Annotated in this window: 12 protein-coding genes and 1 tRNA gene; 7 read left to right on the plus strand and 6 right to left on the minus strand. The window is 53.8% G+C overall.

Annotation, left to right across the window (positions count from 1 at the left end; all coding sequences use genetic code 11):
- Nucleotides 1-171: 171 nt before the first annotated feature.
- Nucleotides 172-645 carry a hypothetical protein gene (locus VFA76_06610; protein ID HZR31508.1) on the minus strand — a complete coding sequence of 158 codons (474 nt, stop codon included), beginning with the start codon at nt 643-645 and terminating at the stop codon, nt 172-174.
- 690 nt (nt 646-1,335) lie between these two features.
- On the opposite strand from VFA76_06610, the gene VFA76_06615 reads away from it, so the two are divergent.
- Complete coding sequence (locus tag VFA76_06615; protein HZR31509.1) at nt 1,336-2,436, plus strand: helix-turn-helix transcriptional regulator; 1,101 nt, start codon at nt 1,336-1,338, stop codon at nt 2,434-2,436.
- 189 nt (nt 2,437-2,625) lie between these two features.
- On the opposite strand, the gene VFA76_06620 is transcribed toward VFA76_06615, so the two are convergent.
- Nucleotides 2,626-2,702, minus strand: a tRNA-Val gene (locus VFA76_06620).
- 235 nt (nt 2,703-2,937) lie between these two features.
- Between VFA76_06620 and VFA76_06625 the strand changes: the two genes are divergently transcribed.
- A complete protein-coding gene (locus VFA76_06625; protein ID HZR31510.1) occupies nt 2,938-3,537 on the plus strand; it encodes a hypothetical protein in 600 nt (199 codons plus the stop codon).
- A gap of 135 nt (nt 3,538-3,672) precedes the next feature.
- Here the strand turns inward: VFA76_06625 and VFA76_06630 are convergent, their stop codons facing one another.
- Nucleotides 3,673-4,182, minus strand: a complete 510-nt coding sequence (locus tag VFA76_06630) for a hypothetical protein (protein ID HZR31511.1) — start codon at nt 4,180-4,182, stop codon at nt 3,673-3,675.
- A gap of 1,006 nt (nt 4,183-5,188) precedes the next feature.
- On the opposite strand from VFA76_06630, the gene VFA76_06635 reads away from it, so the two are divergent.
- The 4 genes from VFA76_06635 to VFA76_06650 all read left to right on the plus strand — a co-directional run bounded on the left by VFA76_06635 (nt 5,189) and on the right by VFA76_06650 (nt 11,395).
- Entirely contained in the window at nt 5,189-6,280 is a 1,092-nt protein-coding gene (locus VFA76_06635; protein HZR31512.1) for a hypothetical protein, read from the plus strand.
- A 214-nt stretch (nt 6,281-6,494) separates the two neighbouring features.
- On the plus strand, nt 6,495-8,789 hold the full coding sequence (locus VFA76_06640; GenBank protein HZR31513.1) for a polysaccharide biosynthesis tyrosine autokinase: 2,295 nt from the start codon (nt 6,495-6,497) through the stop codon (nt 8,787-8,789).
- 135 nt (nt 8,790-8,924) lie between these two features.
- Entirely contained in the window at nt 8,925-10,088 is a 1,164-nt protein-coding gene (locus VFA76_06645; GenBank protein ID HZR31514.1) for a carbohydrate binding domain-containing protein, read from the plus strand.
- Nucleotides 10,085-11,395, plus strand: a complete 1,311-nt coding sequence (locus VFA76_06650) for an O-antigen ligase family protein (protein ID HZR31515.1) — start codon at nt 10,085-10,087, stop codon at nt 11,393-11,395. The genes VFA76_06645 and VFA76_06650 overlap by 4 nt, the downstream gene beginning before the upstream one ends.
- 1 nt (nt 11,396) lies before the next feature.
- On the opposite strand, the gene VFA76_06655 is transcribed toward VFA76_06650, so the two are convergent.
- Genes VFA76_06655 through VFA76_06665 form a run of 3 tightly spaced genes read right to left on the minus strand, consistent with a single transcriptional unit; the run spans nt 11,397 to nt 13,121 of the window.
- Nucleotides 11,397-12,050, minus strand: a complete 654-nt coding sequence (locus VFA76_06655; protein ID HZR31516.1) for an exosortase-associated EpsI family protein — start codon at nt 12,048-12,050, stop codon at nt 11,397-11,399.
- Nucleotides 12,023-12,952, minus strand: coding sequence for an exosortase/archaeosortase family protein (locus tag VFA76_06660; protein HZR31517.1), 930 nt, complete (start codon nt 12,950-12,952; stop codon nt 12,023-12,025). Before VFA76_06660 ends, VFA76_06655 begins: the two co-directional genes overlap by 28 nt.
- A complete protein-coding gene (locus VFA76_06665; protein ID HZR31518.1) occupies nt 12,927-13,121 on the minus strand; it encodes a PExPT-CTERM protein in 195 nt (64 codons plus the stop codon). The genes VFA76_06660 and VFA76_06665 overlap by 26 nt, the downstream gene beginning before the upstream one ends.
- A gap of 337 nt (nt 13,122-13,458) precedes the next feature.
- On the opposite strand from VFA76_06665, the gene VFA76_06670 reads away from it, so the two are divergent.
- On the plus strand, nt 13,459-14,259 hold the full coding sequence (locus tag VFA76_06670) for a class I SAM-dependent methyltransferase (GenBank protein ID HZR31519.1): 801 nt from the start codon (nt 13,459-13,461) through the stop codon (nt 14,257-14,259).
- Nucleotides 14,260-14,281 lie beyond the last annotated feature (22 nt).

Consider the following 14,281-nt stretch of genomic DNA (forward strand, 5'->3'; position numbering starts at 1 on the left):
ATGACGTACATAAAACCCTCCATTTGCAATGACTTGCAGGCCGAGTGAAAACACCCCTTGCAAATGGCGGTGGACGCGCGTAGAAATACGAATGGCGTTTGCTTCTTCGCAAGAGGGGCGACACCTTCCGGGCTTATCGAAATTCGCGCTTCGATAGGCCCATAATTGTTTCTAGCCGCTTTTTAGTGCAACATACTTCTCACGACCACGTTTCTTCGTTCTGAAGATATCCTTGTGCGTGCTAATAGCTGATTCGATGGATTGACGCGTCACTCGCTTAATCTCGAGTGTCTCCAATGCTTCCTGAAGGTCGGAGACTCTTATCTCTCCCGTTACTGTGATTATCTGTTCGATTGCTTCCCACAACGAAAGACGCTGACGCAATTTGGCAGATGCCTTTCTCTTGTACGCATCCGAGTCATAATGCTCATCGAGATCACGTTGCGGAAGGTCGTAATCCGGCCCCAATGTACCCCGTAGCTTTTCAATGTCATGCTGGCGAAGTTCCATCTCTTTTCGCAAGTCGAGATAATGGTGGTACTCCGCAGCACTGCCCTCCATCTCACGACGGATTCTCACTACCTGCTCGTATTCGTGTACGAGCCGATTGTCGAGTGCCAGCAAGATGTCATTAACGGTGGGCACGAGAGACAGTGTAGGCCGTGTTGAAGATGTTGTCAACACTTCACTTGACAATGTCTTTACATTGACACGATCCGCGTTGAGAGTGCTAGACATCACGCACCCCCTTTTCCACAGCCTGTTTTGTGGGATTTGAGATTAGGACAGTACCTATCCCCCATTGCGTTGACCCTCTTCTTGTCCCGCCTGTAATATCGAGCTTTGCCCTCCCGGTGTTTCTGCCTGAAAGATGACAGTGAACAAGAGGCTTGAGAAATACCGAAACGTACTTCTCCGCACGAAAGCGAGACTAAGCGCAGAAGCCTGGCAGCCCGGCGCCCTGATGGAGAATCAATGACGATGTCCGATCGTCCAGCACAGCGCAGCACATCAGATCCAAAGCACACTCCTGAAGACGCACTGGAAAAAGTGAAGCTAAAATCTCTGAAGGCAGACCTTCGGGAGGAGCTGGCGCGGTGCGATACCGAATTAGCTGATCTGAAACGCGATCAGACCTTGTCTGCCGGCAGACGCGAGCTCCTTACGGAGCACTGCAACTATCGGCGCGAATCCGCTAGCGACAAACTAAGGCTCCTCGATTCACAGGCAGAAATCAAATCAGCGAGATTCTGGGCCGGAGTCAGCAAAGCCTGGGCCGAATCGCCAGACGCGATCAAGAGAGAAGCCACACATATCCGAAGGCGGCGCGCTGGTATGGCATTCGGCCCGGTCAGCGGGAACCAATACCATCGCTCCAAGGAGCAAACAACAACTCCCGAGCAGGAGGCTCTGCACAAACTCAAATCAGAGGCTGCGAAAGCGGCGGGTATTTTGAGCAGGTTGGAAACCGAAATTTCCGAGAGTCAACGCCGGGCACTGGATCGCTCCAGAATGGACACAGAATGGGAGCGTTTACTGGGCACACAGACAGAGAGCCCGAATACAGTTCTCGAGGCAGGGCAGGAGGTACCCGAATACGATCCGGTGAAGAAATTCGACAACCGGCTCACGTTCGCTGTGGCACAACAGGGAGATGCGCGGCTCGATGACGGTAGCGCCTCCAAATCTTCCAATCCCGACTTTGATTGGCAGCAAATTGACCTCTCCCTTGCCAACCTAATGCTTAGTAACATCTCAGAAGAGATTCGAAAAAGCATTCGAGAAGAAGAACATCGAATCGATTTTGACAACATTCGCAACGAAAATGTGCTTGCAATCCCCACCTTACGGTTAAAAATGCACTTGCGACGCACGGGTGAGTGGGCGCAGCGAATATACGACGCCTACCGCGAAGTTTGGCAACGACAAGGAAAGACCTTATCGCCGGAGTTTCTTCGTGCGGTGTGTGCGAGGGGGGTTCGTGTTTTAGTAGCGGCGCGTACAGGTGCGGTCATAAATGAACTTGAGACGGAAGCGGTACGTACGCGGAACTACCCGGAAGAGTGGCTGAAGGCCACCACAGCTGAGTTTCGTCGTGAAATGCAACGACTTCTCGCCCACTGGGAGCGCAGAATTGAAATCGATGCGAAGCGCCAAGAACATGACCGAAATGCCCTGACTGACGCTACTGGCAAGTACGACCACACCGCTGCAAAGTCCAAAAACTCCATTGTCGGAAAAAATCTAGACAGGTTTCGAAAGGAGTGTGGATGGAGTTTTAACGAGCTGGCGCAGCAGACGGGATTGGACAAGAAGCTAGTTCTCGGCCACATCAATAAAGGCAAAGGCATTCGGCCCAATACAGTAAAAATCTATGCTGACGCTTTCGGTAGAAAACTCGAACGCAAGGTTCTTGTTGCTGAACTGGAGAGCTAATGAGATTCGCCGAGCGATCGGAACGTCAGCAACGTTTAAAACGATACTCGCGGACGCGCGACTGAGTAGAAGCGTCGTGAGACGCACGCCAAAATTACCCGCGGATCCCTTGGTTATGCGCGACGCCGTGGCGAACGACACTCCCGGGTAGCATACTGGTAGCACGTCGAAATGTCGCTAAGGCAAGAATGGTGGGCAGTGCAGGACTCGAACCTGCGACCTCGTGCTTGTAAGGCACGCGCTCTAACCAGCTGAGCTAACCGCCCGTCTCGTATTGCACTCATTCTAAAATTTGGCCTTGCACCATGATTTTACCCTACAGCAGTGCACAATTTAGTGCACAAACTCAATTCAGCTTGCTTGCTGGCACTGCTTCCGGTGTTACGAATACACGTTGCTCCTGTGCTTGCGCTGCTCGCTTCTGCGAATCCTGGGAAATGTAGGGGCTAGGAGTTGCGATGGGGTTTATACTTTCGAACTTGTTTACAGGAGACTTCGACAATGTCCTCTGCACCTCAACCAGCCGTTATTGCCGGCGATCTAGCGAAGCTACAGCGAAGCACAAGGCGGCTAAAGATTACTTTTGCTATTGCCGCGATCATATTTTCGCTCTGCATAGGCGCATTAGTTTTTCTTGGTAGGCGTAAATCACAGGAATTGGGGAAAGCCAATGAAGACTTACAGTTCGATCAGTTTATCGCAGGTAACAATGCGGATACCGATTTTGTCCAACCGAGTGTGAACACGATTCAGTTTATGCACCGGGGATACTCAATTGTGTTCGATAGCGTGCAATACACCCAGAATGGGTTGGCCCTCAGCGGACGGCTCGGCAATCCAACGCAACTCTGGATTAGCTCACTAGCATTGAACTTTGCTGCTCGGCCATATCCATACAAAATTCGAGACAAATGGACCAAGGCGAAATTTCCATTTTGGGACTCCGAGTGGAATATCGGGACAGCAGAAACAACGGTTGGAGCCCTGAACCCGGGCGCAACAGCGCCCTTCAATGTCACCATTCCGAATGTGAAGCAGACCTCCGATACCCTTGAGATCGCAGTTCGCTTTTCGGGTGAGCGGTACTCATACACCCCATAGACAGTTCTAGTATTTTAACTGTCTCAACTGTTATTGGCATTAGCGTTGTTCCAAGCATGAGTGAGGCGGTAGAGCGAGAGTTGCGGCGGCTCAGCGCAAGAGATGGGGGCGGTCAAAGCCAAGCAAAGCAGTAGCCTATTTGCTCATCTTCCAAGCCATCGTGCGGATATGGTTAAAATTAAGCGCATCCAATCCAGCCTTACCCAATGCGTCCCAGAACGGCAAGTCATCAGTTATTACGAGGTAGTGTGATGCCCACTCTGCGATAACGCAATCTGTCAGTCCTAAGTAGGGGAACTCTGGTCTTGCCGTAGCTGAAAAGCTAGTGCTAGTAAGTTCCGTAAAGGTGCAGAAAGTTTCCACGAATTGTTTGAAACATCCTGCTTTGCGATTCTCTTGTATTTGTCCAGCAAGATTACTTACTTCGGTAAGTACGTGCGGAGTTGTCACAGACGTTTTGAACTTCTTCTCCAATAGCCAAGCCAACAATAAGAAGTCTTCAAGGGTATATGCCGCTACCCGCTTGAAATTTCCAATTAAAGTACGGTCATAAAAACCAATGAGAAGCAGAAGAAGCAAATTCGTATCAACCAAGGCACCTTTCGACTCAAATCGTGTTAACAAATCTTCGACATAAGTGCTCATAATTTCCGGATTCTGATGCTGTGGAGGTCGCCTTTATCGCTTCCGACTTGCACGACCTTGTATTCCCGATCCGATATCATGCTAAGTGGTGGAGGTTGGGGACGTAAAAAGGAAAAAGTAATGTTCCAGAACGGCCCTTCCTCTGCCAGCTCGACTTCTTCAAGTCTCACTTCTCTGACGTCTGGAAATACTTCAGCCAGATAGTCGCTAGCAATCTTAACCGCGTTTTTCATAGGGATCATTGGCATGCGAACTATTGTATCGTGGGACTATCGCCCTTTTAGGGCAGTGATGCATTCCCTCTGTTTTGTATTTGCACTTTCTTCGCCGGATGTTAGCTTTCGGTGCACAAAAAGTCTACAAAGCCCGGAGAAGTGGGGTAAACACGAAAGTATTAAGTAGAAGATGAGGCAAGGCTTAGTAAACGAGAGGAAATAATTAGCTGAACACGCGCTCTAACCAGCTGAGCTAACCGCCCGACTTTTGGTTACCGATACTTTATCACCCGACCTCGTTGCACAGCTTGCCCAGGGCAGCGGAGGGCGGCTGCCCCTACGTGAGTGTCGTCGCCATGGGCAGCTTCTCTAAACACGTGGGCACAGACGCCTCGCCTGTGCTGGCCAGCCGAGGGCGGCTGCCCCCCGTGAGTATTCTCGCCGTGGGCAGCTTCTCTAAATACGTGGGCACAGGCGCCTCGCCTGTGTCGGGCAGCCGAGGGCGGCTGCCCCTACGTGAGTATTCTCGCCGTGGGCAGCTTCTCAAAACACGTGGGCACAGGCGCCTCGCCTGTGCTGGCGAGCAAAGCTTGCCCAAGGCACGCGAGGGCGGCTGCCCCTACGTGAATTCAGAGACACTGGATTTTATCGAAAGACCTAGCGCTCGAAGTTGTTCCGTTAGCGGGTAAACACATCGTGGGCAGAGCGCATCACACATGGAAACCCCAGACCACTAGCCATTCTGGGGCTATATCCCCTTCTAACGTACACACAAAGAGTCCCATCTTTATATGAAACGCGTCTCGGTTCTCCTGCTTCTGGTAATTTCGGGCACCACTCCCTGGGTCACTGCTCAACACCTTCAATCTCAGCGTCGGGGAATCACTGCTGCAATTCCTCTGCATACGTCCAGCGGTATGGGGATGGCAGCGGCAGCAACTGCCGGAACCAGCACCCTGAAACACTGGTCGAGTTCGTTTGTCTGGAAGGGGACTACGTACCACTACACCATGGTGGGCACAAACCCGTGGAATGGGTCGGCAACCACGACCATCAGCACCGAGGTGCAGCCGTTAAAGGTAGTGTTCTCCAATGGGGCGACGTTTTGGCCGCCCACGCAAACGCTGGTTAATTCGCCGCTGTTTCTTAATACGAAATTTCCCAGCGAGACAGGCCAGTATGGGGACATCTTCCAGCGGGCAAACTTCTGGACGGTTGTGAGCCACTTGGCACCGAATTATCACGTTAAGCTGGGACAGCCGAGTGTGCGCCCCATCAAGACAATTCACGTACCAGCGATGTATGGCAGCACGCAAACGTGGAGTGGAACCAAAGTGGGCCTGGTTCAATTTGACTGGCTCACGGCGACGATTGACAACCTGGCGAAAGCTGAAGGCTTCAATGCCGCGACCCTGCCGATTTTTCTGGTGGGAAACGTGTTTGGGTACACCGACTCGCAAGTCAGCTCTTACTATGTCGGCTATCACTCGAGCGTTTCGCCGAGTCCCTCAACAATTCTGACGTACATCTTCGCGGCCTGGAACTCGGCAGGGTTGTTTACGAATGGGCTGAAGGACATGACGGCGATCAGCCACGAAGTAGCGGAATGGATCAATGACCCGTTCGTGAATAATATCGTTCCGGGCTGGAGTATCCCTATTAACCCGGGCTATTGTGTTTCCAACCTCTTGGAAGTGGGGGACCCAATTGATTCTTTCTCAGATGCGTCGTTCCCGGTGACGCTCAACGGCAAGACCTATCACCCGCAAGATGAGGCCTACTTCTCCTGGTTCGCCCACCAGAGTCCATCGAAGGCGTTGCACGGTCAGTACTCTTACATAGCACCGGAGAAACTGAAGAATCCCTCACCGTATTGCCAGTAAGGCCGGTTCCGCCAGCGCAGCGCAGTTGAACCCCGGTTGGGCTAGCTGAACGTGCGCCCCAAATTTTTCCCAAAACAACCCGCGCGTAGGGGTTTCACATACAAAACTTCTATTAACACCTGACAAAAAGTGCTAAACTTTGAGTCATCTCAGGATTAAACAATAAATCTTAATCAGCTGTCAGTGCGGGGATTTTTTCGTCTTGAAGTCTCTAATGCACCTGGAACCGAAGCCCGACAGGGTTGATACACCCTCCCTTGATGTCATAGAACCCCTCAGACTGAGGGCGTACCGGCCGATTTATCCGGACGCCCTGGAAGTTTCGCCTTTGCTGCACTACTGGCGAACCATCTACAAACGGCGATGGGTAGTGTTGGCAACTCTCTTCATCGTGTTTGCCTTAACGACGATTGCCACGTTGCGGATGACGCGCCTTTATGCAACGAGTTCGCGGATCGTAATTTTCCCCGAAAACGCTAATGTGCTGGGTTTGAAGGGGCCGGAGAACGCATACGCGGGCGAAGACGATCCTGACCTGTCACTGGAAACGCAAGTTGAAATATTACAAAGTGATGAGCTGGCAATGCGGGTCATTGAAACCGCCCACCTCGAAGAGAACCCCAGTTTTAACTTCGAAGCCGGAACTCCGGCTCAAAAAGACGGGCTAGGCTCCACGGGAACCGACCTTGACAATGTGCGCATGGCGGGTCTATTAGCCAGATTTCGTTCCGGTCTGAACGTAGAAGTGGTGCCTCGCACAAGGGTGGTGGAGGTCCGTTATGTTGATCCCGATCCCAAGCTGGCAGCCGAGATCGCCAACGCGCTGGTGAAAACCTTTGTCGAAGAGAACTTCAGGACAAAGTATGAAACCGCCATGCAGACCTCGGACTGGCTGTCCAAAGAACTATCAGATTTGCAGTTGAAGGTAGAAACTTCAGAACAGAGGGTGGTGCAGCACCAAAAGCAACACAACATTCTTGGAATTGACGAGAAGCAGAACATCGTCACCGCCAAACTGGATGCCTTGAACCGGGAGCTCATAGATGCGCAAAACGATCGCATCCAGAAGGAGGCGGACAGTAAGCTCGTAAGCTCCGGGGGCAGCAGCGCCTTTGCCCGCATATCAGCCAACTCATCGAGTGGAGGATTGCTGGAAAAACTGGAAGAAAAAGAAGCTGATTTGAGCTCCGACTACGCGCAAACCAGCACGCAATTCGGCTCTTCCTATCCCAAGGTAATGGCGCTGAGCAACCAACTCAGCCAGGTGAGAACGGCGATTGCTGCCGAACAGGCGAGGCTGAAGGCCAAGGTCCGGGACGGGTATCTGGCCGCGCTGCAGCGCGAAAAGATGTTGAGCGTCGAATTCGAAAAACAAAAACAGGAAGCTAACCAGCTCAATGAAAGCGCAATTGAATACCAGTCTTTGAAGCGGGACGCAGACTCCAACCGCCAGCTCTACCAGAACCTGTTACAGAGACTAAAAGAAGCTGGGGTCACGGCAGGATTGCGGTCCAGCAATGTGAGAGTGGTAGATATAGCCCGCGTGCCCGCCACTCCTTTCAAACCAAATACACGGCGCAATCTCGCGGTGGGGCTTTTCTTTGGGCTGCTGGCCGGTCTTGGCCTGGCTTTCTTGCTGGAAAGCATGGATTCGACGGTGCGTGATATGGAGGAAGCGAATGCCGTCTCCACGCTGCCGGGCCTGGGGACGATACCGTTGCAATTAAGTTCCCATGGCAGCAAGCGGCGAGAACTGTGGCAGGGTCCGCTCGGGGTTAACATCAGCAACAACCTTGTGGCGTATTGCAACCCGCAGTCGGCCGCGGCAGAGTCCTATCGCGCGCTACGCACTTCAATTCTGCTCTCTTCCAGCGGTGCGCCTCCCAAAGTATTGCTGATTACCAGTGCTCTCCCAGAAGAGGGAAAGACCACGATCTGTGCCAACTCGGCCATCGTGCTGGCACAAAAGGGCAGCCGTGTTCTGCTGGTTGATGCGGACCTGAGGCGGCGTGGGCTGGCAGCGATGTTGGGCGTGAGCTCCGACCGAGGTTTGAGTACGCTACTGAGCGGGGTGGATCCGGTGGAGCATTTCGTGATTCCGATTCCTCAGTTCCCTACCCTGTTTGTGCTTCCTGCAGGGCCGGTGCCGCCACATCCTGCCGAACTGCTCAGCTCGGACACCATGAAGGTATATCTGGCACAGTGGCGTGAGCAGTTCGACCACATCATTATTGATACGCCGCCCTGTCTGTCAGTAACCGATGCTGTGGAGCTTTCGGTGGACGTGGATAAAGTGATCCTGGTGGCCCGGTCGGGAAAAACACCGAAGGCAGCCTTGGGCAGGGCATGTGAGCTGCTGGGACAGGTAAACGCAAATGTTATGGGAGTGGTGTTGAATGCGCTCGATCTTCATGGCAGTTACTATCGGTATTCTTATCAGCAAACAGAATATGCCAGCCGGTATTACGCGACGGCGGAAGACCGGCCACTAAGTGTCCATGGTTCCTGAGTAGCTCCGCCCGTGGACCGTGGAGTGCAGTTGCGGCAGAAAGTCCGAAAACTACAAATTGCAATAGGTGCTGCGTGCGTGCTTCTTGCAATTTCGTATGGGTGGTTAGTCCTTAGACATTTCCGCGCGGAGCGATTGCGGGCTCGCTCTGATTTTGAACCTCTCAACCAAGCAGCCCAACTGGAAGCAGAAAATGCGGAAACGCATTGGCTGTTGGGACGCTATTGGCTACGACTAGCTCAGGCCCCCGAGCAAGCGCTGCCCGAACTGAATGCCGCTGTCAGCCTGGACCCGTACGCCGCACGTTATTGGCTGGAACTCGCGGTGGCATACCAAGTCTCAGATAATGCCCCACGGGAGAGATGGGCCGTGGAGCGCGCTCTGCAAGCTGAGCCCAGCTCGCCCGGGACCGCCTGGGAGGTGGCCAGTTCCTATTTAGCAACGGGGGAGTCCCATCGCGCGCTGCCGCTGTTTCGCATAGCAATGGCTAACGACGCAAACATGGTTCCCGCCGGCTTGGCCCTATGCTGGCGCGCCACCAAAGATGTACATCAGGTCTTGCGGGAAGCCGTACCTGCTGATCCGAAAGCCTATTTGCAATTCCTGCAGATGTTAGCGAGAGAAAAAGAACCGGAAGCAGCTAATCAAGTTTGGTCGGCGATTAAAGCACAACAATTAGAGCTCATTGCCAAAGATGCGTTTGGTTACGTTGATTTCCTGATCGAGAGGCGGGATGTTGATCGCGCACAGCAGGTATGGAGCGATCTGCGGGAGCTCGATCCCAAGCTGAAAGGCGTACCGCCAGACAGCAGCATGATCACGAACGGCAGTTTCGAGGGTGACACTTTTAATGGCGGGTTCGAATGGCGGCAAGAAGACAAAAACGGACTCGCGGTCTCAATTGATAGGCGGATTTTCCATGAGGGGGCTCGCTCGCTGCGCATTGTTTTCACCGGTCCGGCAGTGGATAACACGGGCGTCTTCCAGTTTGTTCCGGTGAAAGGTGATACGGCCTATCGGCTCTCGGCTTTCATCAAGGCAGACGGACTCGTAAGCGCCAGTGGCCTGCGCATTGTGGTGGAGGATGCATATTCCGGTGAGACATGGGCGGCAGGTGATGAAGTTCTTGGAACCTCTGACTGGCAGGAAAAGCACCTGGAGTTCCGCACCCGGCCCGATGGTCGCCTGTTAGTGGTCCGCGTTGTCAGGAGGCCGGGCACTCCTTTAATCAAAGGTACCTTTTGGATGGATGATGTGAGCTTGCTGCCGGACACAACTGTAGCGGCGCTCCAACCATGAGCGTGCTCCTGGCAGAACCGATTGTGCAGTTGAAAGCGACAACCTCCGCCGTTGGCCGGGCCTCGAAACTTGATCTTTTCTTGTTGATCGGCACCTCGCTGCTCCTAATGTTCGCGGTGCTCGCATTCGGAGCGGTCGAAATCTGGGCAGAAACGGCGCTCGAATTGGGAGCGGCCGCACTCTTGATTTGCGCAGTGTTAGCGCGGCTGTTTTCGAAAGATGCGCTGCGAATCAGGACCAGTCCATTATTCATTCCTGCCCTTTTATTCGCCGCTGTAATGTTAGCGCAGTTGGTTTTCCACCTTACGAGTTATGGTTACGTGACACTGATTACCGCCCTGCAATACGCGGCATACGGGATGGTCGCGTTCGTAGCCGTGCAAATGTCCGGGGAAGAAAAATCGTCAAGGGTGGTCATGTTGATGTGGAGCGGCTTTGGCGCCGCCCTGGCGCTGTTCGCCGTGTGCCAGCACCTGACCTGGAACGGAAAGATTTACTGGGTTCGTATGCTGCACATGGGTGGATCGCCCTTCGGTCCGTACGTAAACCACAATCATTACGCCGGGGTGGCGGAGATGCTGACGCCGTTCCTGGCTGTCCTTGCAGTTAGCGGGCAAGTAAGAGGAGGGCAGCGGGTCCTGGCGGGCTTCGGGGCCGTACTCATGGCGGGAAGCATCGTCCTTTCAGGGTCGCGAGGCGGCGCTGTGGCACTGCTGGCGGAAATTGCCGTACTCATTTATATCGTCGCGCGAATTCGGCAGTCGAACCTGAAAATCGTAGTCGCAGTTCTAGGGCTGCTGATGCTCGTATTTGTGATCTGGCTGGGCACACCCGCGTTGTGGCGTCATTTCGGAGACTTGCAGGACAGTACTCGGGTAGCGATTCTGGGCGACAGTTGGAAGATGTTTCGGCAGCGGCCGCTCTGGGGTTGGGGCCTGGGGACGTTTCCAACGGTTTACCCGGGCTTTCGAAGCTTTTACACAAACCTGCTGGTGAATGCAGCGCATAACGATTATCTGCAGGCATTGTTGGAGACCGGGGTGGCAGGATTCGCGTGCGTTGTATGGTTTGTTGCGTTGCTGTATCGCGACGGTCTGACCAAAATCCATCTATGGCACCGCACCTGGGGCCACTCACTTCGAGTGGCGGCGCTGGTGGGATGCACGGGAATCCTGGTGCACAGCTTCTTCGACTTCAACCTACAGATTCCGGCAAACGCCGCGATATTTTATTTTCTCTGCGCGCTGGTGACGAGTCCCAATGATCGGCCCGATGCGGCAGATAGAAGTCTGCACCTCGTTCCGTAAATTACTTTACTTGCGTCGCCTGGCGTAGCAGGCGCACCACGACGGGATCCACTTCTGCCGCTAATTGGGAGAGCCGGGAAAACGCCGCAGCAGAACTCGGCTGGTCCTTTATAGGCAGACAGAGATCCACGAGGAAAGAATCCTGGCCGCGGCCGCGTAGCAGGGCGAGTTTCTGTCGGAACCAGAGGCGGATCGCGTTGTCGTGAATACCGCCGTCCTCAACCCTCCAGTAGTATGCGCAAGCTTCAGTCTCGCCGGAAGGAGCAGTGGAGACGATCTGGCTGAGCTCCAGATTGGCAGCTCCGGGCAAGGGCGCTTGGCTGCGCTGCGTAAGCATCCAGCCGTTATAACGCAAGCAGTAGCTGGGACTGTGAACTCCCACGGGAACGGGCGCAATAAAGATTTCAACCGGAAGCTGTTTTCCATCCGAGTAATTGCGATAAACGATCGCCGCCGGCTGATAGGAGTTACGGGTTTCTCTCGCGTCGCTGTCCTGCACATCCGTACCGGAGAGTCCTGCTAATTGATAGGGGAAGGTGCGCAAGAGAGTAGTGTGAAGGAGTGGCGTCTGATGCTCCGGCAATATTGCTTGAGCAAGGATGCCAGAGCCCAGCATGGCGATAGCGATCAGCCAATTTCGCGAAATCGGTTGCACCTTATACCTCGAGCGATCACAAACAGGAGTAACACAGCCACCCCGAACACGAAAAATCCAAATACGTAATCTGATGCTTCTTCGTACTTCATGAAAGCTGGACCCACTGTGTACGTCAGGCAGACATTGGCAAAGAGCCGGATGAAATTTGAGAAATATGCGAGAGGTAGACCTGCGATAACCAACGCCGCCTTGCGATACCAGCGGGCGTCCACGAGATAGGCGTACAGGACTGCAACCACCAACATGGCCAGCGACGAGCGTACTCCATTACATGCCGGGGCCACATTCACCAGTTGCGCAGGATCGGGGAAAAGCAGCATGGTCCCGGCTCTCTGGACGCCAATTCCGATGGCGTGTGCCAGACCGACGGTAACTTGGGCACACATTATCTGCAGCGGATAATCGAAGCTGGCAAACACCGCGGGTGGCAGCGGCACCATAAACAGGAGAAATCCCAAGGGAAACGCCAAGGCACGCAGCACCTTGGAGCCCCACACCGCCAATATGATTCCGCTTAACGTAAAGACCAGGAGCAGAGGGGTCAACGAGTAGAACCCAGCACCCAAGCCATCCAGCGCCAGAAGAAGTAAAACGCTGGTTCCAAGCAGTAGAACGCCGCCGACTTTTGGACGCCGGGGGAGATCCCTGATCCGCTTAAATTTTAGATAAGCGAGCGCCAAGCTGGCGAAAGGCACCAATGCCGAGAAGGAGTACAACCCGTCCGACGTCCAGAGTTGAAACATCCAAACGAAGCGGTGCCAAAAGAGCCAGACCAGGAGAAAGGCTACGAGGAGCGCCAGGACAGTTTCGGATCCGAGAACATTCGAAGGGCCAGGCGTCGGGATGCGAAGGGATTCCGACTGCCGCACAGGATTATCGGCCAGAGCGGGCGCGGACATACTTCCACGTCACTCCTGCCGAACCTAAAAGTCCCAGAATGATGGTCGGGTTCTCCGGCGATCTCCTACGTCGGGCCTCGGCGTGAATAGGAATCAGAACAACAAGGAAAAGAACCACAATGGGTGCGCTCAATCCGCGCACACCCTTCGCCAATGCCTGAATGCTCATCGTAGGTCACAGAAAACCTTACTGAATGTTGAGCTGGACTGGCTGAGTTAACACCTTTATATCCGTGGCTTCCCTGACAGTCAACGTTAAAAAAAGTAGAAAAGTTGTGGGAAACCTTGGTGCGTGAAATAAAGGCGGCCAGCTGCTTTCGGCGGTGCAATTAGGTGGACGCAAATAAAGAGACTAGGTGCTTAATTACTTTGAGCACTGGTGCGTCTCGAGGTGCGCATTACACAAACAAGTCTTGACACTGTTCCGGAAGTGGATTAATGTGCTCGCACCGTCCCGCACCGCTCCGCAGAGCAACTTCCGAGCATCACGCTTCCGGTATTGAAACATGACTAGAGCGAGCACCGTAAGTGAGCATCACACGTTTACCATGCTCTCCGAGCTCCACGCCCTGCAGTCAGTGCTGGACTCCATGCCTGCACCGAGGACGGTCCTCGACGTTGGCTGCGGATCGGTAGCCTATGTCAACTTCCGAAACGCTGAGGTCACCGGGATCGATGTTTGCCAAGCGAATGTAGACCGGAACCAGAAACTCGCCCACAAGATTGTGGCTGACGTGGAAAAGCTTCCACTTCCGAAAGAGACATTCGATGCGGTTCTGTGCTGGGACGTGCTCGAACATCTGTCTTCTCCCATGGGCACTCTTGAACGGCTCTGCGGGTGTCTCACCCCAGGCGGCATCATGGTCATTGCGTTCCCGAATGTTCTCTCGCTGAAAGGGCTCGTCACGAAGTTCACGCCGCATGGTTTTCACGTGTGGGTGTACAAGCATTTCTACTCCAGCCAGAACTGCCCCTATGCGGAGCCTTTTCCTACGTACTTGCGATTCTCCATGTCGCCTGTTTCCATCAAGAGATTTGCAGCCGCGCATGCCATGGCGATCGAATACCTAAAACTTTACGAATCGCCTGAAGTCAGAAACATGCGTGCCCGCCGCAAGCTCATCAACACCTGTCTTGCCTTGATACGTCGTGCCTCGCTTTTGCTCATGCGACACGATACTGATTTGACTGACTGCATCATGGTGCTCAGGAAGGGGCAAGACCGCAGCGCCGTTACTTCGAGCCCCAGCAAAGACTACCGCGACCTAACCCGACAGCAAGCGGATAGTGACCTGTTGGTAGGTTGAATTGAGTGGGCTAGGAGTCCGC

It is taken from the genome of Terriglobales bacterium, from assembly GCA_035651655.1.
In the GTDB taxonomy this organism is placed as follows: domain Bacteria; phylum Acidobacteriota; class Terriglobia; order Terriglobales; family Acidobacteriaceae; genus DASRFG01.